Origin of the sequence: Rhizobium sp. 007 (assembly GCF_015353075.1) — a bacterium.
Lineage (GTDB): Bacteria > Pseudomonadota > Alphaproteobacteria > Rhizobiales > Rhizobiaceae > Rhizobium.
In genome coordinates this window covers 2085460-2111774 of the sequence record NZ_CP064188.1, presented here as the reverse complement: position 1 = coordinate 2111774, position 26315 = coordinate 2085460, and the positions used below count along the sequence as shown (strand labels likewise).

General features: G+C 59.8%; 24 protein-coding genes. 19 read left to right on the top strand and 5 right to left on the bottom strand.

What is annotated here, in order from left to right:
* Window positions 1–2 precede the first annotated feature (2 nt).
* From ISN39_RS31025 to ISN39_RS31015, 3 genes are all read right to left on the bottom strand, one after another.
* A complete protein-coding gene (locus ISN39_RS31025; protein WP_194731728.1) occupies window positions 3–1382 on the bottom strand; it encodes an aspartate aminotransferase family protein in 1380 nt (459 codons plus the stop codon).
* 31 nt (window positions 1383–1413) lie between these two features.
* Window positions 1414–2910, bottom strand: coding sequence for an NAD-dependent succinate-semialdehyde dehydrogenase (locus ISN39_RS31020; protein WP_194731727.1), 1497 nt, complete (start codon window positions 2908–2910; stop codon window positions 1414–1416).
* A gap of 778 nt (window positions 2911–3688) precedes the next feature.
* On the bottom strand, window positions 3689–4180 hold the full coding sequence (locus ISN39_RS31015) for an Lrp/AsnC family transcriptional regulator (RefSeq protein WP_194731726.1): 492 nt from the start codon (window positions 4178–4180) through the stop codon (window positions 3689–3691).
* A gap of 100 nt (window positions 4181–4280) precedes the next feature.
* Here ISN39_RS31015 and ISN39_RS31010 point away from each other — a divergent pair, with 100 nt between their 5' ends.
* The 10 genes from ISN39_RS31010 to doeB all read left to right on the top strand — a co-directional run bounded on the left by ISN39_RS31010 (window position 4281) and on the right by doeB (window position 13851).
* Entirely contained in the window at window positions 4281–5666 is a 1386-nt protein-coding gene (locus ISN39_RS31010; protein WP_194731725.1) for a PLP-dependent aminotransferase family protein, read from the top strand.
* 120 nt (window positions 5667–5786) lie between these two features.
* Window positions 5787–6572, top strand: coding sequence for an ectoine/hydroxyectoine ABC transporter ATP-binding protein EhuA (gene ehuA / locus ISN39_RS31005; protein ID WP_074072807.1), 786 nt, complete (start codon window positions 5787–5789; stop codon window positions 6570–6572).
* A gap of 50 nt (window positions 6573–6622) precedes the next feature.
* Window positions 6623–7462 carry an ectoine/hydroxyectoine ABC transporter substrate-binding protein EhuB gene (gene ehuB / locus ISN39_RS31000; RefSeq protein ID WP_074072806.1) on the top strand — a complete coding sequence of 280 codons (840 nt, stop codon included), beginning with the start codon at window positions 6623–6625 and terminating at the stop codon, window positions 7460–7462.
* Between the two features lie 69 nt (window positions 7463–7531).
* Window positions 7532–8191, top strand: coding sequence for an ectoine/hydroxyectoine ABC transporter permease subunit EhuC (ehuC, locus tag ISN39_RS30995; protein ID WP_194731724.1), 660 nt, complete (start codon window positions 7532–7534; stop codon window positions 8189–8191).
* 4 nt (window positions 8192–8195) lie between these two features.
* Window positions 8196–8855 (top strand): ectoine/hydroxyectoine ABC transporter permease subunit EhuD, encoded by a 660-nt coding sequence (gene ehuD, locus ISN39_RS30990; protein WP_074072804.1) that lies wholly within the window; start codon window positions 8196–8198, stop codon window positions 8853–8855.
* A gap of 1 nt (window position 8856) precedes the next feature.
* Entirely contained in the window at window positions 8857–9636 is a 780-nt protein-coding gene (gene eutA, locus ISN39_RS30985) for an ectoine utilization protein EutA (RefSeq protein WP_194731723.1), read from the top strand.
* A 4-nt stretch (window positions 9637–9640) separates the two neighbouring features.
* A complete protein-coding gene (gene eutB / locus ISN39_RS30980; RefSeq protein ID WP_194731722.1) occupies window positions 9641–10642 on the top strand; it encodes a hydroxyectoine utilization dehydratase EutB in 1002 nt (333 codons plus the stop codon).
* A complete protein-coding gene (gene eutC, locus ISN39_RS30975) occupies window positions 10639–11631 on the top strand; it encodes an ectoine utilization protein EutC (RefSeq protein WP_194731721.1) in 993 nt (330 codons plus the stop codon). Before eutB ends, eutC begins: the two co-directional genes overlap by 4 nt.
* Window positions 11632–11663: 32 nt before the next feature.
* Window positions 11664–12845: an ectoine hydrolase DoeA gene (gene doeA, locus ISN39_RS30970; protein WP_194731720.1), complete on the top strand. Its 1182-nt coding sequence runs from the start codon at window positions 11664–11666 to the stop codon at window positions 12843–12845.
* A gap of 7 nt (window positions 12846–12852) precedes the next feature.
* Window positions 12853–13851 (top strand): N(2)-acetyl-L-2,4-diaminobutanoate deacetylase DoeB, encoded by a 999-nt coding sequence (doeB, locus tag ISN39_RS30965; protein ID WP_194731987.1) that lies wholly within the window; start codon window positions 12853–12855, stop codon window positions 13849–13851.
* 126 nt (window positions 13852–13977) lie between these two features.
* Here the strand turns inward: doeB and ISN39_RS30960 are convergent, their stop codons facing one another.
* Window positions 13978–15015 (bottom strand): class I SAM-dependent methyltransferase, encoded by a 1038-nt coding sequence (locus ISN39_RS30960; protein ID WP_194731719.1) that lies wholly within the window; start codon window positions 15013–15015, stop codon window positions 13978–13980.
* Between the two features lie 259 nt (window positions 15016–15274).
* Between ISN39_RS30960 and ISN39_RS30955 the strand changes: the two genes are divergently transcribed.
* Window positions 15275–17278, top strand: coding sequence for an EAL domain-containing protein (locus ISN39_RS30955; protein ID WP_194731718.1), 2004 nt, complete (start codon window positions 15275–15277; stop codon window positions 17276–17278).
* Between the two features lie 441 nt (window positions 17279–17719).
* Here ISN39_RS30955 and ISN39_RS30950 read toward each other — a convergent pair whose 3' ends face one another.
* Window positions 17720–18583, bottom strand: a complete 864-nt coding sequence (locus ISN39_RS30950) for an alpha/beta hydrolase (protein ID WP_194731717.1) — start codon at window positions 18581–18583, stop codon at window positions 17720–17722.
* 257 nt (window positions 18584–18840) lie between these two features.
* Here ISN39_RS30950 and ISN39_RS30945 point away from each other — a divergent pair, with 257 nt between their 5' ends.
* The 8 genes from ISN39_RS30945 (at window position 18841) to ISN39_RS30910 (ending at window position 26293) form a co-directional block, all read left to right on the top strand.
* Window positions 18841–19755 carry a metal ABC transporter substrate-binding protein gene (locus ISN39_RS30945; RefSeq protein WP_194731716.1) on the top strand — a complete coding sequence of 305 codons (915 nt, stop codon included), beginning with the start codon at window positions 18841–18843 and terminating at the stop codon, window positions 19753–19755.
* Entirely contained in the window at window positions 19752–20654 is a 903-nt protein-coding gene (locus ISN39_RS30940) for a manganese/iron ABC transporter ATP-binding protein (protein WP_194731715.1), read from the top strand. The genes ISN39_RS30945 and ISN39_RS30940 overlap by 4 nt, the downstream gene beginning before the upstream one ends.
* On the top strand, window positions 20651–21511 hold the full coding sequence (locus ISN39_RS30935) for a metal ABC transporter permease (protein WP_281438337.1): 861 nt from the start codon (window positions 20651–20653) through the stop codon (window positions 21509–21511). Before ISN39_RS30940 ends, ISN39_RS30935 begins: the two co-directional genes overlap by 4 nt.
* Window positions 21508–22347, top strand: a complete 840-nt coding sequence (locus ISN39_RS30930) for a metal ABC transporter permease (protein WP_194731713.1) — start codon at window positions 21508–21510, stop codon at window positions 22345–22347. The genes ISN39_RS30935 and ISN39_RS30930 overlap by 4 nt, the downstream gene beginning before the upstream one ends.
* Before the next feature lie 206 nt (window positions 22348–22553).
* Complete coding sequence (locus ISN39_RS30925; RefSeq protein ID WP_194731712.1) at window positions 22554–23384, top strand: metallophosphoesterase; 831 nt, start codon at window positions 22554–22556, stop codon at window positions 23382–23384.
* Entirely contained in the window at window positions 23381–24544 is a 1164-nt protein-coding gene (locus ISN39_RS30920) for an ABC transporter ATP-binding protein (protein ID WP_194731711.1), read from the top strand. Before ISN39_RS30925 ends, ISN39_RS30920 begins: the two co-directional genes overlap by 4 nt.
* A complete protein-coding gene (locus ISN39_RS30915; RefSeq protein ID WP_194731710.1) occupies window positions 24537–25460 on the top strand; it encodes a sugar ABC transporter permease in 924 nt (307 codons plus the stop codon). The genes ISN39_RS30920 and ISN39_RS30915 overlap by 8 nt, the downstream gene beginning before the upstream one ends.
* A complete protein-coding gene (locus tag ISN39_RS30910; protein ID WP_194731709.1) occupies window positions 25457–26293 on the top strand; it encodes a carbohydrate ABC transporter permease in 837 nt (278 codons plus the stop codon). Before ISN39_RS30915 ends, ISN39_RS30910 begins: the two co-directional genes overlap by 4 nt.
* The last annotated feature ends 22 nt before the right edge of the window (window positions 26294–26315 follow it).

The following is a 26315-nucleotide window of genomic DNA, read 5'->3' as shown; positions in this document are numbered from 1 at the left end:
CTTCAGATGGATTTGAAGACGCTGTCGATGGCTTCGGCCGCAGCTTTGACCACAGTATCGGCCTCGCCCCGGGTCAAACAAAGCGGCGGCGCAAAACCGAGGATGTCGCCCTGCGGCATGGCGCGGCCGATCACGCCGCGCTCCAGCAGTGCAGCGGCCACCTGCGGACCGATTTTTTGCGAGGGATCGAAGAATTTGCGATCGTCCCGATCTGCAACAAACTCAACAGCCGCCATCAACCCGTCTCCACGCACCTCACCAACGTTCTTGTGACCGCCGACGGCCTTTGCCAGTTCCGAGCGGAAATAGGCGCCGGTCTCGCCGGCATTCCTCACGAGATCAAGCTCATCGATCAGTTCCAGGTTGGCAATCCCAGCGGCGGCGCAGATCGGATGTGCGGAGTAGGTCCAGCCATGACCAATCGCCCCCATCTGATCGGAGCCCTGGACGAGCACCTGCCAGACCTTGTCGGAAACGATCGTACCGGAAAGCGGTGCATAGGCCGAGGTGAGGCCCTTGGCGATGGTGATCAGGTCCGGCTTCATGCCGTAGTGGTCCGAGCCGAACATCGTGCCCAAGCGGCCGAAACCGGTCACCACCTCATCTGCAACCAGCAGGATATCGTACTTTTCCAGCACGGCCTGGATCTTGTGCCAGTATCCGGCGGGAGGCGGAACGATACCGCCTGTCCCGAGGATTGGTTCGCCGATAAAGGCGGCAATTGTTTCCGGGCCTTCGGCAAGGATCATCTCCTCCAGCTTGTCGGCGCAAAATTGCGAAAACTGCTCCTCGTCCATCGAGCGGTCGGGCCGGCGGAAATAATAAGGAGCTTCCGTGTGGAGAATGGGCGCGCGCGGCAGGTCAAAAGCCTTGTGGAAAAGTTCGAGCCCCGTTAGCGAACCTGTCATGACACCCGAGCCGTGATAACCGCGCCAGCGCGAGATGATCTTCTTCTTGTCCGGACGGCCGAGGATGTTGTTGTAATACCAGATGAGCTTGATGTTCGTCTCGTTCGCATCGGACCCGGAAAGGCCGAAGTAGACGCGGCTCATGGCTTCGGGCGCGCGGTCGATGATCATCTTCGACAGCCTGATCGATGCTTCCGTGCCATGGCCGACATAGGCGTGATAGTAGGCAAGGCTCTTTGCCTGTTCGGTAATCGCATCGGCGATTTTCTGCCGGCCGTAGCCGACATTGACGCAGTAAAGTCCGGCAAAGGCATCGAGACTGGAGCGGCCGCTCGTATCGGTGATGTAGACGCCTTCACCGTTGCCGATCACCCGCGTCGGCGTCTCGCCACGTGCGTGCATGCCCATATGAGTGGAGGGATGGAAGAAATGATCCCGGTCCCAGGCGTTGAGTTCGTTGCTTCGTTCCAGCATGGCATTATCCTTGATGTTAAACGGAAGGGCCTCAGGCGGCCGTGTCGATGCAGAGATATTTGAGCTCGGTGAAAGCTTCGATGCCGTGCCTCGAGCCCTCGCGCCCAAGTCCGGATTGTTTCCAGCCGCCGAAAGGAATGGGACCGCCGGTGATCTTCACCCGGTTGATCGCCACCATGCCGTATTCGAGCGCACGTCCAAGGCGCATTTGCCGGGCGCCATTCTCCGTGACGACATAGGCGACGAGACCGTATTCGGTGGCGTTCGCCTTAGCGATCACTTCGTCTTCCGTGTCGAAGACGCTGATGCCTGCCACGGGGCCAAAAGTTTCCTCGCGCATGATGAGAGCATCGGCAGGAACGTCTGTCAGTAGCGTTGGTTCGAAGAACAGTTGGCCGGCGACGTGACGTTTACCGCCGGTAACCAGTTTGGCTCCGCGCTTCAGTGCATCGCAGACCTGTTCCTCGACCTTGACGATGGCACGTTCGTGCATCAGCGGGCCGATATCGGCATTCGCCGAAAGGCCGTTTGCCACTTTCAATGCCTTGATGTGTCGTGCGAATGCCTCAGCGAAGCGATCGGCAATTGAGCGGTGCACGAAGATGCGGTTGGCGGCCAGGCAATCCTGGCCCGACGTGGCGAACTTGGCGTCGATGGCAATTCTGGCCGCACGCTCGATGTCGGCATCGTCGAATATGATAAGTGGTGCATGTCCGCCAAGCTCCATCACCAGTCTTTTCATGCTTGACGCGCATTGAGCGGCAATGAGCTTGCCGATCCCGGTCGAGCCGGTGAAGCTCATCGCCCTGATGCGCTCGTCCTCGCACATGCGGCCGACGATGGTTGCCGCATCACCGGTGACAACATTGAATACGCCCGCCGGAATCCCGGCGCGCTCGCCGAGCTCGGCAAGTGCGAGTGCTGAAAGCGGGGTCTCGGATGAAGGATGGGCAACGACGGTGCAGCCCGCAGCCATTGCTGCCGCAGCCTTGCGCGTGATCATGGCGGACGGAAAGTTCCACGGCGTGACGATACCGACGACACCGAGCGCCTCGCGGCGGACGATCATCTCAGCATCCAAAAGGTGGCTGGTGACGTTTTCGGCATTCAGCCGCTTGCCTTCCTCACCGTACCATTCGACGAACGAGGCGGCATAATCGATCTCGCCCAAGGATTCCGAAAGCGGCTTGCCCTGCTCGAGCGTCATGATCAAGGCGAGATCTTCCTTTGATGCCAGGATCAGATCGAACCAGTTGCGCAGGATTTTTGCGCGGTGCTGCGGCAGCATGGCGCGCCAGGCCGGCATTGCCCGCGCCGCCGCGTCGATCGCCGTTGCCGTCTCGTCCGCGCCAAGACTGGCTACCCAGGCAACTGTTGTTCGGGAAGCAGGATCGGTGACTTCGAAGCTTTTGCCGGCGTCGCCCGCCGACCAGCGTCCGCCGATATAGGCGAGATCACGCAGGAGATGCCTGTCCTTGAGGCGTGAAAGCGCATTGTGGAAATCGGGGCGGGCAAAAACCGCGGTCATGATTTATCTCCTCATTGCCGACGGGTAAGTCTCCCACAGGCGGAGGCGAGAAATTGTCCATTGCCGGTGGCCAGAAGAGAGAGATTGACTAAGGCTCCGGCGTGCCGCGACTGATCTGTCTACGCACCGGTCTGTGCATGACAATCCGAGATGGCGCAGGGCCATCCGCTATGATGGGCTGAAGGACAGTGATACACGCCACTTCGTTGGAGAGCCGCTATCAAGCGGACGCCATTTCAAAGGCTGCCAGCACAGCCTTGCCTTTTTTGGTGGCTGAATTCGAGCGGACGAATGAGCGATGCCGGGCCAGTCCCAGACGCCGTTGGCTGCCAGAGAGTAACCCTCGCTTATCGTCACCATTTTAGATGAGTACCGGCAGCCCACTACGCCGGTGCGCGCGGCAGGCTGCCGTATGCCGGCGATGGCGCGGTTGAGCCGCCGCACATCACCGACGTCTGCGATCAGCGAAGGCCGAAGAAACTCAAAATCGCGATTACGATGACGACGGCGCCGACAAGCCAAATGAGATTATTCATGGAAATCCCCTATTGAGTTGAGCAAACACTTGCTTGTCCGTTCTTAACACCTGCACAGGCTTACGGTTCCATCCCATCGATCCCCTTCGCCCGTGGCTCAACGCAACTGCTCGCTCGCGCCGACCGATTACCAGGCATGAGGCGCGGCCCTTTGTCGGCTTTCATCGCGTCGCAGATGATCGAAAACGCTTCCGATCCGAGCGGATCTGGTTGGCTGACATCCAGCCGATACGGATGGCCGTCTATCCATGATTGTTCGGTCGACCAATCAAAGCGCCAACGGGAAGCACCGTCTCGTCCTTGACCGTCTTCGTGACAATATAAGTAAAATAGCGCTCGATGCCGAGTTCACGGTCAAGCAGGTCATCGATCAGCCGCTGGTAGGCGTCTATATCGGGTGCTGCAATCTTCAAGAAATAGTCGATCCCGCCGCCGACCGACCAGCAGCCGATGACTTCCGGAATGGTCGCAATCACGCGTTCGAAGCGTTCGAAGTCGCTCTGGCGATGATTGGCGAGTGTCACTTCCACCATGACGCTCGCAACCGGGGCGATCCGGCGAAGCGCGACGCGAGCATGGTAGCCGGTAACGATGCCTGCCTTTTCCAGTTTTCTAAGCCGCATCCAGCAAGGTGTCGGCGAGAGGCCGGCCTTTTCGGCAAGCGCCAGCTTGGTGATGCGTCCGTCACGCTGAATGGCGTCGAGGATACGCAGATCGATGGCGTCGAGTTTCATGGCATTCCCGGCTGCGCAAATCATTCCAAAGGTGAGGAAAAGACAATGGGAGCGCATTTTGCCATTGTCAATTGAACTGATTTTCAGCAGTGTTTAAATCATGACAAATTGGCGCCCCGATCCCTCCCAGCTTCGCCGGCCGGCTTATCTTTCGCTTGCCGAGCAGATCGCCCGTGCGATTGCCGACGGAAAGCTTTCGGACGGTGACCGGCTGCCGCCGCACCGAAAGATGGCCGATGACCTGCACCTTTCCGTGCAGACGGTGAGCCGGGCCTACGACGAATTGATCCGACGCGGCCTGATAGCGGGGGAGATCGGCCGCGGCAGCTTCGTGCAGACGCAGCCGCGCGAGCCTGAACCGCCCTACCTGCCCGAGCGGCTCGGCGAGGTGATCGACCTTTCGATCCTCAAGCCGGTCTGCGAGCAGGTCCATCTTGAAAAAATGCGCCAAGCCTTCGCTTGGCTTTCGGAGAATCTTCCATCAAGTTCGGCCCTGTCGTTCAGGCCGAACATGGTCTTTCCGCGTCACCGCGCCATTGCGGCGGACTGGCTGTCGCGCTGCGGCCTGGACGTCTCTCCGCTAAATATCTGCCTTACGAATGGTGCGACCTCCGGCATGACCGTCGCGCTGATGAGCGTTGCCCCGCCGGGCTCCACCGTTGCGACCGAAGCAATCAGCCACCATACGCTCGTGCCGCTCTCCACCTACCTCGGCCTTCATCTGGAAGGTTTGGCGATCGACGAGGAGGGCATGATCCCCGAAGCGCTCGACGAGGCTTGCCGCAAGGGCCCGATCCGGGCGGTCTTTCTGCAGCCGTCCGTCATCAACCCGATGGCGGCGCTGATGAGCGCCAAGCGCCGGCAGCAGCTTGCCGATGTCGCCGCGCGCCACGATATCGCGATCATCGAAAACGACATCCTGGGTCCGCTGGTGGAGGATCGCGCGCCGCCTATTGCCGCTTTTGCGCCGGAGCGCACGCTCTATGTCACGAGCTTCACGAAGATCACCGTACCGGGCTTGCGCATCGGCTATCTCGCAGCGCCTGACCGCTACGTCGCCGCCGTTGCCAACCGCCATCTCGTTTCGAGCTGGATGGCGACGCCGGCGATTGCCGAAATCGCCACCCGCTGGGTAAGCGACGGCACGGCTCTGGAACTTGTCAGGTGGCAGCGCGAGGCGCTGAAGAGCCGGCATGCGATCGCCGCAGAGACGCTGACGGGCCTTGCCTATCGCGCCCATCCCCAAAGCCTACACGTCTGGCTGCCGCTTTCGGGCGCGCACCAGGAGGATTCCTTCGTGTCGCAGGCCCGCCTGCGTGGCGTTGCGATTGCGCCCGGCACCTCTTTCAGGACCGCCGACCAGGGGTGGACGCCCGCCGTGCGCATCTCACTCGGCTCGACCACGGAAGGCGAATTGCGCACCGGCCTTGGGATTGTCGCATCTCTGGCGCAAGGAAATCCCGAGGCGCTGCTGCTTGCGATTTGACGCGACTGCTCGCGAAATGAGCAGCGTCAGAATAATTGTCATGATATTATTTTGCGAATTGACATGATTTGGATCGGCCGTCATCGTTAGTGCATTGCCTGTCTCAACAGGGAGAGATGAATGACGGCGCCGATCATCCGCATCGACAACATCGTCAAGAAGTACGGGCCACTGACCGTGCTCGACGGTTTGTCGATGAATGTCATGCCGGGCGAGAAGCTGGCTCTGATCGGGCCGTCCGGATCGGGAAAGACGACCATCCTTCGCATCCTGATGACGCTTGAATCGATCAGCGGCGGTCATATCGAGGTCGACGGCGAGCAGCTCTATCACATGCCGCGCGGCAAGGAGCTTGTCCCGGCAGACGAGCGCCACCTGCATCGCATGCGTGAGAAGATCGGCATGGTCTTCCAGCACTTCAATCTGTTTCCCCACAAATGTGTCCTCGACAACGTGACGCTTGCGCCGATGCTGACGAAAGGCATCAAGCGCGCGGATGCGCAAAAGCGTGCGATGGAGCTCCTGGACATGGTCGGCATGGCTGACAAGGCCAAGAGCGTTCCTGCCCAATTGTCCGGCGGCCAGAAGCAGCGTGTCGCAATCGCCAGAGCACTTGCGCTGTCACCGAAGATCATGCTCTTCGACGAGGTGACATCGGCGCTTGATCCCGAACTCGTCGAGGAGGTCTTGAGCGTCATGAAGCACCTCGCGTCGGAATCCGACATGACGATGCTGCTCGTCACGCACGAAATGGGCTTCGCCCACGATTTTGCCGATCGCGTGCTCTTTTTCGACCGCGGCAAGATCGTCGAGGAAGGCAGTCCCAACGACATTTTCCGCAATCCGACGCAGGAGCGGACGCAAACCTTCCTGCGCAAGATCATCGCGGCCGGACATCGCATCTGACCGCTATGCAGCCTCAAGCAATAATCCAAGGAAAACCCGGAGCAGGGAACATGAAAAAGACAATTCTTCTCGGTGCAGCCGCATTGTCCGCACTTCTTTCGGCAGCGATTGCGCCAGCACAGGCCGTCGATCTCGAAGAGCTGAAAGAGCAGGGCTTTGCCCGCATCGCCATCGCAAACGAGCCGCCATTCACGTCGGTCGGCGCGGACGGAAAGGTGTCGGGCGCAGCGCCTGACGTTGCACGGGTGATCTTCGAACGCCTCGGCGTCAAGGAAGTTGTCGCCTCGATTTCCGAATATGGCGCGATGATCCCGGGCCTGCAGGCCGGCCGCCACGATGCGATCACCGCCGGCCTCTTCATGAAGCCCGAGCGTTGTGCTGCCGTCGCCTATTCGGAGCCGATGCTCTGCGACGCGGAAGCCTTCGCCGTCAAGAAGGGCAACCCGCTGAAGCTCAAGAGCTATAAGGATATCGCCGACAATGCGGATGCCAAGATCGGCGCACCCGGCGGCGGCACGGAAGAAAAGCTCGCGCTTGAGGCCGGCGTGCCGCGCGATCGCGTCATCGTCGTTCCGGACGGCCAGAGCGGCATCAAGATGCTGCAGGATGGCCGCATCGACGCCTACTCCCTGCCGGTTTTGTCGATCCACGATCTGATGGCAAAGGCCAATGATGCGAACCTTGAGACGGTTGCACCGGTCGTGGGCGCCCCCGTCTATTGCGATGGTGCGGCCTTCCGCAAGCAGGACGTTGCCCTTCGCGACGCCTATGACGTCGAGCTCAAGAAGATGAAGGAATCCGGCGAGTTCGCAAAGATCATCGAGCCCTACGGCTTCTCGGCCGCAGCCGCAATGTCGACCAGCCGCGAAAAGCTCTGCGCAGCAAAGTAAGCCTGCGGACGTCCGGCTCCGCCAACGAGCGGAGCCGGTTTCTCAATCTCCTGAAAGGGACCCGTCCAGATGTCGGTATGGTCCGGCTACCTCACATTGATCCTGGAAGGTGCGCTCGTCACCATCAAGCTCACGCTCATGGGATCGGCATTGGCGCTTGTCATGGCATTCGTGGCCGGGCTTGCGCGGCTTTCGCGCTTCTTCGCCGTGCGGGCGCTTGCAACAGCCTATATCGAGTTCTTTCGCGGCACCTCGATCTTCGTGCAGCTCTTCTGGGTCTATTTCGTGCTGCCCTTTGCCGGGCTCACCCTGACACCGCTCCAGGCAGGCGTTCTTGCTCTCGGACTGAATGTCGGCGCCTATGCGGCAGAAGTCGTTCGCGGTGCCGTCAAGGCGATCGGGCGCGAACAGAGCGAAGCCTGCGTCGCACTCAACCTGTCGCGCTACCAGCGCATGCGCTACATCATCCTGCCGCAGGCGCTGCCCTTGATGCTGCCGACCTTCTGCAACAATGCGATCGAACTTCTGAAAGGGACCGCCGTCGTCTCGCTGATCTCGCTGACGGATCTGACCTTCCAGGCGCAGGTCGTGCGGGCACAGACGGGCAATACGCTGATACCGTTTGCGACCATTCTCGTCCTTTACTTCCTGATGGCCTGGGCAATTTCGACTGCGATGCGCTGGCTCGAGCGGCGCATGACCCGCGGTCTCGACGGAATGAGGGTCTAGATCGATGGAATGGGACTGGGATTTCGTCTGGCAGATCATGCCGACGCTCATCGAAGGCTTCAAGATCACCATCCTTGCGACGGTACTCGGTGCGGTGGTTGCGGCCATCCTGGGCCTTGCGATCGCGCTTGTGCGACGTTCGCCGATCACCGCGGTATCGCGCGGCGTCGGCTTTTTCTCCGAATTCATCCGCGGCACGCCGCTTTTGGTGCAGCTCTACTTCATCTTCTACGTGCTGCCGGATATCGGCATCAGACTTGCGCCACTCGTCGCCGGCGTCATCGGCCTCGGCCTCCACTATGCGACCTATACCGCCGAGGTCTACCGCGCCGGCATCGAGAATGTGCCGCGTGGGCAGTGGGAAGCGGCAAAGGCGACCAACCTCACCACGCGCCAGGCATGGATCCATGTCATCCTGCCGCAGGCGATCCCTCCGATGATCCCGGCGCTCGCCAATTATTTCATCGCGATGTTCAAGGAGACGCCGCTGCTTTCGGCAATCACGGTGCTCGAACTGATGAACCAGGCCAAGAGCATCGCCAACAGCAACTACCGCTATATCGAGCCGATGACGCTGGTCGGTATCTTTTTCCTGGCGATCAGCCTGATCTCGGTGATCGGCCTGCGCTGGCTCGAAGAGCGCTACGCTCGGACGGAAGACTGAGATGACGGCAACGATCGATATCCTGACGGCAAGCCGCCGTCCGCGGCTGGACGAGCGCCCCTTGGAAAAGCGCGTGGGCCTTGTGATCCTTGCAACCGACCATACGACGGAAGTCGACTTCCAGCGAATGGTCGCGAGCAATCGCATCGGCGTCTATGTGAGCCGCATCCATTACGCCAATCCGACGACGCCGGAAAACCTCCTGAAAATGCAGCCTTCGCTGACGTCAGGAGCAGGTCTCATCCTGCCAGGCGAACCGCTCGATGCGATCATCTATTCATGCACGTCGGCATCGGTCGTCATCGGTGATGCCAAGGTCGAGGCTGCAATCGCCGCTGCAAAGCCCGGCGTGCCGGTCGTCACGCCGACGGCGGCTGCGGTCGACGCCCTGCGCGCCTTCGGCGCAAAAAGAATATCGGTCCTGACGCCCTACACCGTCGAAACAAGCAGGCCGATGGCGGATTATTTTGCACATCTCGGTTTCGAAATAGACCGATTCACCTGCCTTGGATTCACCGACGACCGCGAGATGGCGCGGATTGCGCCGGACGAGATCGCAGTGCTTGCGCTTGACGCCACTGCGCCAGGCTCCGATGCCCTCTTCATCTCCTGTACGGCGCTGCGTGCCGCCCAGGTCGCAGGCAGGATCGAACGGATGATCGGCAAGCCGGTAGTCAGCAGCAATCTTGCGACTGCCTGGGCCTGCCTGAGGCTTTGCGGCGAGGATCAAGCGCGGCCGGAAGTCGCCCGTCTCATGACGATGCCTTATCCGGAAAATTGATGTCATGACCACGTCTTTGCCAGTCAGCCTAAGGGACATCATTCTAGCGTCCGAGCGCATCTCCAGCCGCGTCCGGAAAACCCCGATCATAAGGTCGGACGCGCTCAGCGAACGTGTGGGCACAGCTGTCTACCTGAAGCTCGAACACCAGCAGATTACCGGCAGTTTCAAGCTGCGCGGCGCCACCAATGCTGTGCTCTCGCTTAAGGCAGAGGAGAAGGCGCGCGGTGTCGTTGCCGCCTCGACCGGCAATCACGGGCGCGCGCTTGCCTATGCCGCGAAGGCGGCGGGTTCTACGGCGACCATCTGCATGTCGCGGCTGGTTCCCGAAAACAAAGTGGCCGAGATCCGCCGGCTCGGCGCAAATGTCCGGATCATCGGGCGCTCCCAAGACGACGCCCAGTTGGAGGTCGACCGTCTTGTACAAGACGACGGGCTGGTCGCGGTCCCACCCTTTGATGACGCCAGGGTGATTGCGGGGCAGGGGTCACTCGGGCTGGAAGTCTTCAAGGATTGCCCCGAGGCCGCAACGGTCCTCGTGCCGCTGTCCGGCGGCGGCCTCGCGTCTGGTGTCGCAGCCGGGCTGAAAGCGATCAATCCGGACGTTCGCATCATCGGCCTCACCATGGAGCGGGGTGCCGCCATGAAGGCAAGCCTTGAGGCAGGGCGCCCGGTGGAGGTCCAGGAAGAGGAGAGCTTTGCCGATTCCCTAGGTGGCGGCATCGGCCTCGATAACCAGCTCACTTTCTCGATGTGCCGCGACTTGCTTGATGACGTCGTTCTTCTGAGCGAGCCGGAGATCGCCGCGGGCATGCGTCATGCCTATTCAATGGAACGCGAGGTGATCGAGGGAGCGGGTGCTGTCGGGGTTGCGGCGCTGCTTGCCGGCAAGATCGAGATCACCGGGCCGGTGGTTGCGATCCTGTCAGGCCGCAATGTCGACATGGAGCAGCATCGAAGTGTGATCAACGGCGCGACCGCGCCTATCAGAAAGGATGTGGCATGAGCTCCATGGTCATTCTGACGGAAGCAGATCTTCGGAAGGTCATCGGCCTCGATCTTGACGCGGTCGCCTGCGTCGAAGACGCCTTTAAAGCGCTGGCGACGAAAGCTGTCTCCATGCCCCCGATCCTGAGGCTCGACGTTCCGGAACATCGTGGCGAAGTCGATGTGAAGACGGCTTATGTCCCAGGCATCGAAAGCTTCGCCATCAAGATCAGTCCCGGTTTCTTCGACAATCCCAAAATCGGGCTTGCGAGCACGAACGGGATGATGGTGCTGCTTTCCAGCAGAACCGGCCTTGTTCAAGCGCTGCTCCTTGACAACGGCTACCTGACAGACGTGAGAACGGCGGCTGCAGGAGCCGTCGCAGCAAAGCATCTGTCCCGCGAGAACTCGAAGGTCGCGGCGATCTTCGGGGCCGGTATGCAGGCGAAACTGCAGCTTGAGGCGCTGATGCTGGTACGGCCGATCCGCGAGGCGCGGATCTGGGCGCGCGATTTTGCCAAGGCGCAGGGCGTTGCCGCGCAGCTCGCGAAGGCGCTTGGGTTGGCCGTCACCGCGGTGGCAGACCCGAAGAATGCGGTCGCTGGGGCCGACGTCATCGTCACGACCACGCCTTCGCATACGCCGATCCTGAAAGCCGAATGGTTGGAGGCCGGCCAGCATGTGACGGCCATGGGTTCTGATGCGGAACACAAGAACGAGATTGACCCCGTCGCAATCGCCAAAGCCTGGCTCTATGTCGCCGACAGCCTGAAGCAGACGCGCCGGCTGGGCGAACTTCACCACGCGATCGCAACAGGCACGGTTGCCGCCGACGCGGCATTTCCGGAGCTCGGACAGATCGTAGCCGGTCAACGTCAGGGCCGTTCGGACGCCACGCAAATCACGATCGCAGACCTGACCGGCACCGGCATACAGGACACCGCCATCGCCACGCTTGCCTTTGCGCGAGCCAACGCCGCCAACGCCGGAACCATATTCGAAAGCTGACCGGTGCGGCACCGGACAAGGGAGAAAAGACCATGAGTGAGCCTAAACTCAAATTTTCGCGCGAGGAATACGGCGCCCGCCTCGACAAGACCCGAAAGGCGATGGAAGCCAAGGGCATCGAATTGTTGATCGTCAGCGATCCATCGAACATGGCCTGGCTGACCGGCTACGACGGCTGGTCCTTCTATGTGCATCAGGCCGTGATCGTGCCGCCGTCCGGCGAACCGATCTGGTTCGGCCGCGGGCAGGACGCCAATGGCGCGAAGCTCACCGCCTACCTGAAACACGAAAACATCATCGGCTATCCCGATCACTACGTGCAGTCGACCGAGCGGCACCCGATGGATTACCTCTCCGGCATTTTGACGGACCGCGGCCACAGTAAGATTTCGATCGGCGTCGAGATGGACAATTACTGGTTTTCGGCGGCAGCCTTCGCTTCGCTGCAAAAGCATCTGCCGAATGCCCGTTTCGTCGACGCGACGGCGCTCGTCAACTGGCAGCGCGCCGTCAAGAGCGAGACAGAAGTCAAATATATGCGCAATGCCGCCCGCATTGTCGAAGCCATGCATCAGCGCATCTTCGACAAGATCGAGGTCGGCATGCGCAAATGCGATCTCGTCGCGGAGATCTATGATGCGGGGACAAGAGGCGTCGACGGGATCGGTGGGGATTACCCGGCCATCGTGCCTTTGCTGCCGTCGGGCGTGGAGGCCTCTGCCCCGCATCTCACCTGGGATGACCGGCCGTTGAAACGGGGCGAGGGAACCTTCTTCGAGATCGCCGGCTGCTATAATCGCTACCATCTGCCGCTTTCGCGCACGGTTTTCCTCGGCAAGCCGACGCAGGCTTTTCTCGATGCGGAAAAAGCAACGCTCGAAGGCATGGAAGCCGGCCTTGCCGTCGCAAAGCCCGGCAATACCTGCGAAGACATCGCCAATGCCTTCTTTGCGGTCCTGAAAAAATACGGGATCGTGAAGGACAATCGTACCGGTTATCCGATCGGGCTTTCCTATCCGCCGGATTGGGGCGAGCGGACCATGAGCCTGCGTCCCGGCGACAAGACGGAATTGAAACCCGGCATGACCTTCCATTTCATGACAGGTCTGTGGCTCGAAGACATGGGCTTCGAGACGACCGAAAGCATTCTGATCACGAAGACTGGCGTCGAGTGCCTCGCCAACGTGCCGCGAAAGTTGATGGTCAAGGACTGATGGGATGATGAGCGATACAATAATGCGCCCATCGCCGATCAGTGCGACGGTCGATTTCGAGGCGGACGGCGTTCAGCATGGGTTCTTGCGGCTGCCCTACAGCCGCGATGATTCCGCATGGGGATCGGTCATGATCCCGATCACCGTCATAAGAAACGGCCGCGGCCAGACCGCTCTTTTGACAGGCGGCAATCACGGCGATGAATATGAAGGGCCGATCGCACTCTTCGATCTTGCCCGCACGCTTCGGGCAGAACAGGTCAAAGGCCGCGTCATCATCGTGCCCGCCATGAACTATCCGGCGTTCCTGTCGCAGACCAGAACCTCGCCGATCGACAAGGGCAATATGAACCGCAGCTTTCCGGGCAGGCCGGATGGCACGGTCACACAGAAGATCGCCGATTATTTCCAGCGGGTCCTTCTGCCGCTTGCCGATATCGTGCTCGATTTCCATTCGGGCGGCAGGACACTCGATTTTCTGCCCTTCTGCGCCGCCCACATTCTTCCAGACAAGAAACAGGAGGCGAAGGGTTTCGAGTTCGTGCAGGCGTTCGGCGCGCCCTACTCGATGAAAATGCTGGAGATCGACGCCGTCGGCATGTACGACACGGCCGCCGAGGAGATGGGCAAGATCTTCATCACCACCGAGCTTGGCGGCGGCGGGACGGCGACGGCGAAAAGCGCGGCTATTGCCAAACGCGGGGTGATGAACGTTCTAACGCATGCCGGCATCGTTGAGGGTGTCGTCGAAGAGCAGCCCACCCAATGGCTCGACATGCCAGATGGAGACTGCTTCCTCTTCGCAGAGGAAGCCGGGCTCGTCGAATTTGCAGTCGACCTCGGCCAGCCCGTGAAAAAGGGTGAGGTTGTGGCTCGCATCCATCCGGTCGGAAGAACCGGCAGTCTTCCGGTCGAGCTCCGCTCAAGAATGACCGGCATCCTCGCTGCGCGGCATTTTCCGGGACTGATAAAACCTGGCGATTGTGCCGCGGTCCTGGCGGTTTGAACCTGCACAGATGGTTCAAGCGCCGCGCAAAGGCGCGGCGCTGTTGCTGCCTCTTCACGACCGCCGTTCCGGTAAGAGCCGGTCGAGGCGATCTATGTCTCAGGCGGCCCGCATCAGCATCGAACTTCAGGTCTGCAGGATCGCGTAGAGGACGTTCCTGTTTTCGCCGAACTCCACCTTTGCTTCAAACCGATCCTGATTTGGAAGGCCCCCTATAATCGACCACATCTCCGATTGAGAGCGCCATAGAAGAGCCCAGTTCATGAACGTTTCCATATATCCCTCGACGTGTATGTCGCGCGCGAAGTTGGCGAACAGAAATTGACCGCCGGGCTTGAGCATCTGCAGGCAACGTTCAGTAAGCTTCACTGCCACATTGTGCGCAAGGTAGTCGTAGAGGCCGGCCGCGTAGATAAAGTCAAAACGCCCCAGTTGCTGAGAACGTGACAAGAGCGTGCGTACGGAGCCATTGATGGCCTCGACCGGACTTCCGGCAAAGTCGCGCGCCACTGATCCGACACTGAGCGGGTCTTGGTCGAGCGCCACCCAGCGACTGATCGCGCCGCCCTGCAAGGCTTGCGACTGGTCCGCTTCCCTCAGATGTCCAGCGGCGATCGTCAGGATCTCGGTGTCGCCCGGCCGACCAGATGCGATGGCGTCCACCTTTGCGGTCAGAAGGTTCCGCCTTTCGCGCACAGCGACAGATGACGAAGCTTGCTTTGTGTATGCATAAAGATCCCGTCCCAGAGCGGAAGCCTTTTCGATCGCCGGGTTCATGCTCGGATGCTCGTAAATGAAGTCGAGAAGTTGAGCGTCGCCCGAGTAGCCGCGAGGTTTTTCGAAGGACCAGCGGGTCAGGGGATCTTCAAGAAGATAGGCAGCGACGGGATGTTCGCGCGCAATCGGCGTGAGGCGCTGCCAGACGGAGGAAGGCAGCTTTTGCCTCAGGTCACTCAGCCGCGTCGTCAGATCGCGGACGATTTCTGCCGCCGGCAAGCGGTTCTGGAATTGCTGCTCGCTTAAGGCGAGCAAAACGGCCAGTTCTGCACGCCCTTCAATAAAGCGTTCTTGCAGATACGCGCTGTCTGATGATTTTGAACTCCCCGCGATGAGATCAGGGGTGACGAGGCTAACTCCGTCGAGAGCTGTCTGAAATCGGTTCACTTTGTTGTTTCCGTTAATACTAAGCTAACTATAGAAAAAGAAATTGCCTCGCGCTAGAGTTTAATAAATGGCGCAATAGCGGAAAATTGGTAACCCATTGTCACCCGGCAACCTTGTGCGGGCATGGGGCTTAACCAAAACTTCATCGACAATAACTATCGTCGCGACAACCTTGGCCGTGCCATCTGCAATGACCGCAAATTGTTTCGACGACGCGGAAGCGGACGGAAACCTTTCGATGAGTTCGGGTGAACCGTGCATGAGGCACACGCTGGCAGAAGTCGAGACAACGCTCATTGCGCAGGAAAAGGCTTATCAGTCCTGCGATCTGCGCGCTCTCTATCTCGAACAGGGCGATCAGCGTCGTAGAACGTCGACCCGCGCTGGCCTTTGGTTGGCAGTCACGGTCTATCTGATGTTCTTCGTGACCGACCTGCTCCTTGTTCCGGATGTGGCGATGTTCACCATAATCGCGCGGGTGATCGTCGGGCTCGGAGCCTTGCTCGTGCTTGAAGTTCAACTTCGGCGAGGCGTTCGTACCAACTACCTCGATCTGACATGCGCGGCCGCCTTGGTCCTGGGCTATGCGGGGTGGGTCATTCCGACGCTGTTGACGACAAGAGTTGAAAGTCTGTCCTACTATATGGTGTTCGGCGCGATCTTCATGATGGGCGCGAACCTCTTCTTCAGCTTTCGCTTTGCATTATCGGTTATCGCATCGAGCCTGGTGCTGGCGATTTTCCTTGCATCGCTTGCAGTCTTCAGTCCCGGGCCTTCCTACGATCTCGCCTTCGTGACGTTCTACTTGTCGTGTTTCACATTCACGTCCTATGTGAATTGGAAGCTTAACAAGGAACGCTTCAACGTCTTCCTCAACGCGCATGAGGCGGACCTCCAGCACCAGGAAGCCTCGGAGCGGGGAAAAGCACTTCTCAGGCTATCGAATACCGACCCATTGACCGGATTGGAAAATCGAAGGGCCGTCGACCAAAAGTTGCGTGACTTTTGGGAGAAATGGCAAACGCAGGGGATCGAATTTGCCACGTTTCTGATCGATGTCGATTTCTTCAAAAAATATAATGACTTCTATGGTCATCAGGAGGGGGACAGATGCCTCATCGCTGTGGCGACGGCACTTGACGACGCTGTGGCGTCTATAGGGGCGACGATTGGGCGTTACGGCGGCGAGGAATTCATCGTAATCGCTGCGCTGCGCAACGACGTGGAGGCTGCGGATCTCGCTGAAAAACTCCGTCGAACCGTCGAAGACCTTAAAATTGCGCACGGGCAGCGTCTCGACGGGGTGCCGGTGGTGACAGTCAGCGTTGGGGCGGCAGTCACAAGACCAGAATCTGGTTCGAAACTTGAGAAAATCATCAACGAAGCGGATCGCGCTCTTTACTCGGCGAAAGCAAACGGCCGCAATTGCGCAGAACTTTTCGATCCGAACGATCCTCAAAGCGGTGACGAAACGGCGCACATAGCCGCACTTTTGAAGGTTGCCGTGGCTCAGGAGCTCGTCTCCCTTGTCTATCAGCCGATTCAAGAGGTCGAAAGTGGCAACGTGCATGCGGTCGAGGCTCTCATGCGACTGAGCATGCCTGACGGCACTGCAGCGCCGCCAAGTCTCTTCATCCCGGTAGCCGAGCGATCCGGTGCGATAATGGAACTTGGCTATTGGGCGCTGCGCACCGTTTGCAGGGAACTGCTGGCTGCAAATCATATCGAACTGGTGAGCGTGAATGTTTCGCCGATCCAGTTGAGAGCACCTGGTTTTGCCTCCTGCGTCGCCGCCGTCCTTTCCGAGACCGGCGTGATGGGCGCAAGGATCGCGTTCGAAATAACCGAGGGGCTTGAACTGGAAATGCATTCGGATGTTATCCGTTGCATTAGCGACCTGAAAGCGCTTGGCATCAAGATTTGGCTGGACGACTTTGGCACCGGCTTCGCGGGTCTTTCCTGGCTTCGCCTGATCGACTTCGACACCGTCAAGATTGATCGATCCTTCCTTCACGACAGCGATACTGCGCGTGGAAGATCCATGCTGCGCGATATAATCCGGCTCATCCGCAATCGTGGGCATCGCATTCTCGTAGAAGGCGTCGAAACGGAAGAACAGCTCGAGCTGATGCGGGAATGCCGAATTGACGATGTTCAGGGATTCTACGTGGGACGACCCGTTCCAGCCTCGGAATTTGCGCGCCGACCCGTGGAGGTGACCACGCCCGATGATGACCTGGCCTACAGCGCGCAAGCCTCCTGATCTGAGATCCTGGTCTTAAGAATCTCCAGCGCTTTTCCTTTACGGCGATGAGGTCGATTTCCATGCCGGATGGCAGAGGACCCTTTCCTGAGCGTGGTTTCAGCAAGGTCCCTCGACGATGTCATGCCGGTTTTCAGATCGCCCGTCGTATATTCGAAGGCGATGAAATCGCGCGACAGGGTGGCCGATATCTATCGGTGAGCGCAGCAGGGCCGAACAGGCCGGTTCGCAATGCCGGTGAAACATCGGCTTTTTGTTGAGCTGCTTTGATCTCAGCGGTTTCTGATGCGGGTTCATCAAGCCTCCTTTCGTTAACCGCGAAAAAATCTGTCCGCTGCCAGGCGGGATGCGAAGGCTCACGATGGTGGGCCTTCGTTCTGGCTGACATGCATGTTCACGACTGGCTGTGATATTCGCTTACGACTGGCAGCGATACGTAGGCTACTCGAACATGCCCTTCGGCGTCTCGCCCTTCAGGAAGGGCTCGATGAAGGCGTGCAGGAGCTCGGGCTGGTTGATGACAGCCGTGTGTGACGTCGCCGGCATGACGGCGAGGCGCGATGCCGGCAGCGGCTTGCCCATGTCGCCCATAGTGCCGCCGCCGAGCAGCCGGAACATGGCAACGGAATGTTCGAGGGTCGCAACGTCGGCGTCGCCAGTGACGATCAGCACCGGTGTTTTCATCGCCTTGACGTCCGCTTCCCATGCCATCGGCTCGTCTTCGAGCGCGATCAGCTTCTTGACCAGGGCGGGAAAACCGTCGGGATTGGCGGCAAGCTTGCGATAGTCCTTAGCAAACGGCATGCCGACAAACATTTCCACCGTCATTTGCGGGATGAAGGCCCTGAACTCCGGCTGCCAGCCCTCAGCATCATAAGCGACGGAGGCTGCGATCAGCTTGTTCACCTTTTCGGGATGGCGGATGGCAACTTGCAGCCCGGCGGCCGCACCCATGGAGTAGCCGAATATATCGGCCTTCTTGAGCCCGACCGCGTCCATAAAGGCCGCCACGTCGTCGGCCAGGTTGGGATAGGTGATCGGCCGGTCGATGTCGGTGGTGCGGCCGTGCCCCTGAAGTTCGAGCGCGTAGACCTTATGGGTTTTGGCGAGCTTCGGGACAATTGTTCCCATGGAGGGGATGTTCATATAGGCGCCGTGCAGCACGACCAACGCATCGCCATCGCCGGACACTTCGTAATAGATCTGCATGCCGTTGACCTTAACGCGGTTGCCCGCCGGTTGGGCCTCGGCAAGGAGGGAGCTGGTGACAAACAGGGCTGCTGCAATCAGGGCCGTGCGGAACATGGGTCTTTCCTCTCTATCGCGTGCGTTTCGCCAATGCTGATGATAAGACGAAGGTCCCTTGCGCAATCCGACAGGCCAGGGTTCGAAATTTTTCCGGATAATCGGGTGGCAGCGCCATGGTAGATGCCGCCGTCCCATTCAGGCTCGCAGATCAAATTTCACGAAGCTTTCATAATTGCGAATAAGTCGCACTTGCAAAGATGGAGGCCTTTCCATAAGACTGCATATGCAAATCATTCGCAGCAAGGAGCATCGGCATGTTGAAACGGGTAGGGCGCTTGTTGGCCGGACTGATCGCGGCAGCAATCGTGGCGGTCGCAGCGATGCCGGCAGCGGCTCAGGAGAAGTTCAAGGCGGTGACGACATTTACGGTCATCGCCGACATGGCCAAGAACGTGGCGGGCGATGCCGCCATCGTGGAATCGATCACCAAACCGGGTGCGGAAATCCACAATTATTCGCCGACACCCGGTGACATACAAAGGGCGCAGGGCGCTCAACTTATCCTCTGGAACGGCCTTAATCTCGAGCGCTGGTTCGAAAAGTTTTTCGTCAACCTCCGTGACGTTCCAGGTGTCGTCGTCTCGGAAGGCGTTCAACCGATGAGCATTTCCGAAGGACCATATACCGGCAAGCCCAACCCGCATGCCTGGATGTCGCCGAAGAATGCCCTGATCTATGTCGACAACATCCGCGATGCCTTCGTCAAGTACGATCCAAAGAACGCCGCGGCCTACGAGGCCAACGCTGCCGCCTATAAAGAGAAAATCGAGGCGACCATTACGCCGATCCGAGAAAAGCTTGCGCAGATTCCCGAGGATAAGCGCTGGCTGGTGTCGAGCGAGGGCGCCTTTTCCTACCTCGCCCGTGACTTTGGCCTGAAGGAACTCTATCTCTGGCCGATCAATGCCGACCAGCAGGGAACACCACAACAGGTCCGCAAGGTGATCGATGCCATCGATGCCAACAAGATCGTTGCCGTTTTCAGCGAGAGCACGGTGTCCGACAAGCCGGCCAGGCAGGTGGCGCGCGAAACCGGCGTACATTACGGCGGCGTGCTCTATGTGGATTCCCTCAGCGAGGAGGACGGGCCTGTGCCGACCTATATCGATCTGCTCCGCGTAACTTCCGATACTGTCGAAAAGGGCCTTGTCGAGGGCCTGTCGCAATGAATGAGCCGCTCAGCAATCTTGCCCGTCCCGGGTCTTTCGATGCGGGATCGGGCATTGCGGTGAGAAGCGCCACCGTCACCTATCGCAATGGCCATACTGGGCTTTGGGATGCGAGTTTCCAGATCCCGATGGGCACGATCACCGCACTGGTCGGGGTCAACGGCTCCGGCAAGTCGACGCTGTTCAAGTCGATCATGGGATTCGTGCGTCTCGCCAAGGGCGACATAAGAGTGCTCGGGATGTCAGTCGGTGAGGCGCTCCGCAAGAACCTCGTCGCCTACGTGCCGCAAAGCGAGGAGGTCGATTGGGATTTTCCAGTCCTGGTCGAGGACGTTGTCATGATGGGCCGCTACGGCCACATGGGCATGATGCGCATCCCGAAGGCGGCAGATCACGCTGCTGTGTCATCGGCACTCGCACGCGTCAACATGAGCGACTTCCGCACACGCCAGATCGGCGAGCTGTCAGGCGGGCAGAAGAAGCGCGTTTTCCTGGCCCGTGCGCTCGCCCAGGACGGCCGCGTCATCCTGCTCGATGAGCCCTTCACCGGTGTCGACGTAAAGACCGAGGACCAGATCATCGCGTTGCTTCGCGAGTTGCGCGACGAGGGCCGGGTCATGCTGGTTTCCACGCACAATCTCGGCTCGGTGCCTGAATTCTGCGACCGCACCGTGCTCGTCAAAGGCACAGTGCTCGCCCATGGCACGACTGCCGAGACTTTCACGCAGGCAAATCTTGAAAAGGCCTTTGGCGGCGTGCTGCGCCACTTCTTGCTGGCCGAGGCTAAGGATGGCCAGTCACATCCGATCGATGTGATGACCGACGACGAACGCCCGCTCGTGCTGCAAGATGGCCGGTTCGTCGCGCACGAGCCACGGGGTAATGGAGGCTCGCGCTGATGGCCTTCCTCATCGCGCCTTTCACCTACGAATACATGCTCAATGCCATGTGGGTGTCGGCTCTGGTCGGCGGTGTCTGCGCGTTTTTATCCTGCTACCTGATGCTCAAGGGCTGGTCACTGATCGGCGATGCGCTTTCCCATTCCATCGTCCCCGGGGTGGCCGGCGCCTATATGCTGGGCCTGCCCTTTTCGGTCGGCGCATTCTTCTCCGGCGGCCTTGCGGCCGCCGCGATGCTCTTCCTCAACCAGCGTACGAGGCTGAAAGAGGACGCCATTATCGGCCTGATCTTCTCCTCCTTTTTCGGGCTCGGCCTCTTCATGGTGTCCCTGTCGCCGACCTCGGTGAACGTCCAGACCATCGTGCTCGGCAACATTCTCGCCATCACGCCGGAGGACACTCTCCAGCTCGCCGTCATCGGTTTTGTCTCGCTCGCCATCCTTCTCGTCAAATGGAAGGATCTCATGGTCACCTTCTTCGACGAGACCCATGCCCGGTCGATCGGCCTCAATCCCACTGCGCTCAAGATCATGTTCTTCACGCTGCTTTCGGCATCGACGGTCGCCGCCCTTCAGACGGTAGGTGCCTTCCTCGTCATCTGTATGGTGGTGACCCCGGGCGCCACTGCCTATCTGCTGACGGACCGCTTCCCCCGGCTGCTCGCGATCGCCGTCGTCATCGGCGCGGCGACCAGTTTCGTCGGTGCGTATGCGAGTTATTTCCTGGACGGCGCAACTGGCGGCATCATCGTCGTGCTGCAGACCCTCCTCTTCCTTGCCGCCTTCTTCCTTGCTCCCAAACACGGAATGCTGGCGGCGCGTCGCAGGGCGGCCGAAGTTCACGAGGCCCGTCAATGAATATCCTTGAGACGCTGCTTTCGCCTTTCCAGTTCGGCTTTATGGTCAATGCGCTGGTCATCTCGATGCTTGTGGCCGTGCCGACGGCGCTGCTTTCCTGTTTTCTCGTGGTCAAGGGCTGGTCATTGCTGGGCGATGCCATCTCCCATGCGGTTTTTCCTGGCGTGGTCATTGCGTATATCATCGGCATCCCTTTTGCAGTTGGCGCCTTCGTCACCGGCATGTTCTGTGCGGTTGCCACTGGTTTTTTGAAAGACAACAGCCGCATCAAGCAGGATACGGTGATGGGCATCGTGTTTTCAGGCATGTTCGGCTTCGGCCTGGTGCTCTACGTCAAAATCCAGTCCGAGGTGCATCTCGATCACATATTGTTCGGGGACATGCTGGGCGTTGGCTGGCGCGACATTGCCGAGGCGGCCGTCATTGCGGCAATGACTGCGGGCATCATCGGTATCAAGTGGAAGGATTTCCTGCTGCATGCCTTCGATCCGGCCCAGGCGAGGGCCGTCGGCCTTCGGGTCAACCTGTTGCACTACGGCTTGCTCTGCCTGATTTCGCTGACCGTTGTCGGTGCGTTGAAGGCGGTCGGAATTATCCTCGCCATCGCGATGCTGATTGCACCGGGGGCTATTGCCTTCCTGCTGACGCGCAGCTTCAGCAGGATGCTCATCCTGTCGGTGGTCATCGCCTTAATCGCTTCAGGTGCTGGAATCTATCTGTCTTTTTTCATTGATAGCGCGCCAGCTCCGACCATCGTGTTGATGCTCTCCATCCTGTTTACGGCCGCCTTTATCGTCACCGTAAGGACGAAGCGGTCCGAGGCCACACTGCAATAGATCGATGCGAGACAGGCCAGAACAATGCGGGGTCTCTCTTTTGAGCCTCCGAAGACACGATGCTTCATGACGGGCTGATGACAAAACTGGAAAACAGCTGAAAACCGCCGCTGCCTATTTGACATGGGAGCCTTCTAGAGAGGTCGCCAAGAAGCGCCGCTTGTTCAAAAGGGCGATTGACGCTTCCCTCACCCGGAGGCGCGTCCATGAAAATCATTCAGATCACCGATACGCATTTCAGCCCGAACAAGCCGCATTTCAACGGCAATTGGGCGCCGCTTTTGACATGGATCGAAAAAACCGGTGCCGATCTGATCATCCATACCGGCGATCTCAGCGTCGACGGCGCGGATCTGGACGAGGACATCATCTTTTCGATGGGCCTCATGCGCCAGACTTCCATCCCGATGCTTATCGTTCCGGGAAACCACGATGTCGGCGATCTCCCAGGCTCGCGTCAGCCGGTCAATACTGAGCGGCTTCAGCGCTGGCGGCGGCTGGCGGGCGAGGACCGATGGCTGGAGGACGCAGGTTCCTGGCGCTTCGTCGGTCTTAATTCGCTGCTGCTCGGCCATGAGGATGACGAGGAGGAAGCGCAGTTCGAATGGCTCCGGAAGGCTTTGGAAGACCGGGGCGGCCGGCGCGTCGCGCTTTTTGCGCACAAGCCGCTTTTCGTCGACGAGCCGCATGAAGGCGATACCGGTTACTGGAGCGTCAGGCCGTCCCAGCGCCGCCGGCTTTACGATCTGATCGCCGCACATGACGTCGCGCTCTTTGCCAGCGGCCATCTGCATTGGGCCTGGCAGGGACGCTTCGAACAGACAGCGCTGACATGGGGACCGTCGGCCGCCTTCATCATCGACAAGATGGAGCGTGAGATGCCGGGAAAGCGCCTGATCGGTGCTGTTGTCCACGAGTTCGGCGATGATGCCGAAAGCCACACCGTCGCGGTTCCCGGCATGACCGCGCATGTTCTCGACGACGTCGTGCACGAGGTCTATCCGCATGCGGCAAAGACGCAGGAGCCGGCCGAATGAGCGCGCTTTCGCTTCGCGGCATCACGAAGTCCTTCGGCGGCAGCAAAATCCTCAAGGGCGTGAGCCTCGATGCGCAGCCCGGCGAGTTCATCGCACTTGTCGGTCCTTCCGGTTGCGGCAAGAGCACCCTGCTGCGTATCCTTGCCGGTCTCGACCAGGCCGACGAGGGCGAAATTGTGATCGGCGGGCGCGACGTGTCGGCGATGGCAGCGGCCGATCGCAATATCGCGATGGTCTTTCAATCCTACGCGCTCTACCCGCATCTGACGGCATCGCAAAACATCGCCGTGCCGCTTGCAATGCGCCGGCTCTCAAGAATGCAGCGCCTGCCATTTATGGGGCCGCTGACGCCCGGCCAGCGCACGATCCGTGCAAGCATTGAGCGTGACGTCAGGGAGATGGCGAAATCGTTGAAGATCGACCATTTGCTGGACCGCAAGCCTGGCCAGATGTCCGGCGGCCAGCGTCAGCGCGTGGCGCTTGCCCGCGCCATGGTACGCCAACCAAGCGTTTTCCTGATGGACGAGCCGCTTTCCAATCTTGACGCCAACTTGCGCGTCCATGCGCGCGGCGAAATCGTCGAGCTGCATCGCCGCGCCGGCGTACCCACCGTCTATGTCACGCACGATCAGGCGGAGGCTCTCTCAATGGCGGACCGGCTCGCCGTGATGATCGGCGGCAATCTTCTGCAGCTCGCGACGCCGCAAGCAATCTATGATGACCCAGCGCATATCGAGGTTGCCCGCTTCATAGGCCAGCCGCGCATCAACCTGCTGCCGGCGGTTGCTGAAGGCGGTATCGTCGCCTTTGGCGGAATTCGCCTGGCGCTTAAGACCATGGCGCAGTCGAAAGCTCCGGTCACCGTCGCCATTCGCCCGGAATTCGTTCACCTTGCCGAGAGCAGGCATGACGGGCTTGCCGCATGCATCGAGCGGATCGAGTTCCTGGGATCAGAGGTCATCATCTATTGCCGGCTGGATGCGATCGGCGAGACAATGATCGTCAAGCTTTCGCCTGCGCGGGCCGCCGGTCTTTCAGCCGGCGTCCCTGTCAGCCTTCAGCTCTCATGCGAACGGGCCATGGTCTTTGCCGAAGACGGCTCGCGCCTGCGCAATGTCGTTGCTGCTGCCGATGCCAAGTTGGAGAAGGCGCATGGCTAGCGTCACCTCCATGGCCATGCCGCCAGATCCGGCCGCAGCGCATCGGCTGAGCGAAGCCCGCATTGCCTGGATGCTGGCGCTGCCGGCGATCGTGTTGCTTTTCCTCTTCGTGCTCCTGCCGGTCGTTGCTGTCATAATCCTCGGTTTCACCGATTTCGAGCTCGGCTATGGCACGTTCCGTTTCGTCGGCTTGGAAAACTACGCTGACCTGATCACCGATCGCACCTTTCGCAGGTCGCTGTGGAACACGGCGGTCTATGCGGCAATTGTCGCGCCGGTCTCGATCTGCCTCGGGCTCGGCATTGCCATGCTGATCGAAAGCGAGACCACGGCGCGCAGTTTCTTTCGCACCGCATATTTCCTGCCTGTCGCCTCGCTGATCGTCGCCATGGCGACCGTCTGGCAGTATATGTTCCATCCGACCATCGGCCCGCTCAACGCCCTGCTTTCGCTTGTCGGCCTTTCCGGCCCGAACTGGCTCGGCAGCTCCGGCACGGTGCTTTACAGCCTGTCGATCATCGGCGTCTGGCAATCGGCGGGCTTCAATATGGTGCTCTTCCTGGCTGGCCTGACGGCGATCCCGCGTGAGCTTTATGCCGCAGCCGAGGTGGACGGCGCCAGATCCGCAGTCGATCGCTTCTTTCTGGTCACCTGGCCGATGCTCGGCCCGACGACGCTGTTTGTCATCACCATCAGCATCACCAACGCCGTTAAGGTCTTCGAGACGGTCAAGACGCTGACCGAAGGTGGTCCGAACAAAGCCTCGGAGGTGCTGCTGTTCACCATTTACCAGGAAGGCTTCGTCTACCTGCGCGTCGGCTATGCTTCGGCGATGACGGTCGTCTTTCTCGCAATCCTCGTGGTGCTGATGTTCCTGCAGTATCGCCTTCTTGATCGCCGGGTCCACTACACATGACGATGAGCGCCCTTCCCCTCGGCAGAATTATCCGTCTGGCACTGCTTTGCCTTGGCGCCATTGTGTTTTTGGCGCCCTACGTCTTCATGATCTCGACCGCCGGCAAGGCGCAGAGCGATATTTTCACCTCATCTCTGTTGCTGATCCCCGAGCACTTCACCTATGTGGAGAACTTCACCAAGGCGCTGAGCCGCGTGCCGATGGGAAGGCTGCTGTGGAACGGGGTCGTCGTCTGCGGGTTGATCTTCTTCTTCCAGGTGCTCGTCGCGATCCCCTGCGCCTATGCTATGGCGAAGCTGCGCTTCCGCGCCGCACGCATGATGATGGTCTTGGTCATGCTCGGCCTTCTGGTGCCGATTCACGCAACTGCCTTGCCGCTTTATGTGGCCTTCGACCGCGCTTCGCTGCTCAACAGCTATGCCGCCCTTGTCGCGCCCTTTACGATTTCGGTTTTCGCGATCTTCATGTTTCTGCAGTTCTTTCGCGCCATGCCGGATGATCTCATCCATGCCGCCCGGCTCGACGGCATGTCGGAACTCGGTATCGTCGCCCGCGTCATCGTTCCCAACGCCTGGCCTGCAGTGACCGCGTTTGCGATCTTTTCGGTCGTCGCCCACTGGAACGATCTTTATTGGCCACTGGTCGTCATCAGCAGGCAGGATTATGCGACGCCGCCGCTCGGCCTGATGTATTTCCGCGCCGCCGAAGCTGGCGACGACTATGGCGCGCTGATGGCGGCAACGCTGACCATTACCCTTCCCCTCGTTGCCGTCTTCCTGCTGGCGCAGAAGCGTTTCGTCGAGGGCATCACCATGACCGGTCTTAAAGGCTGACCGGTTCTAACAAAGGAGAACG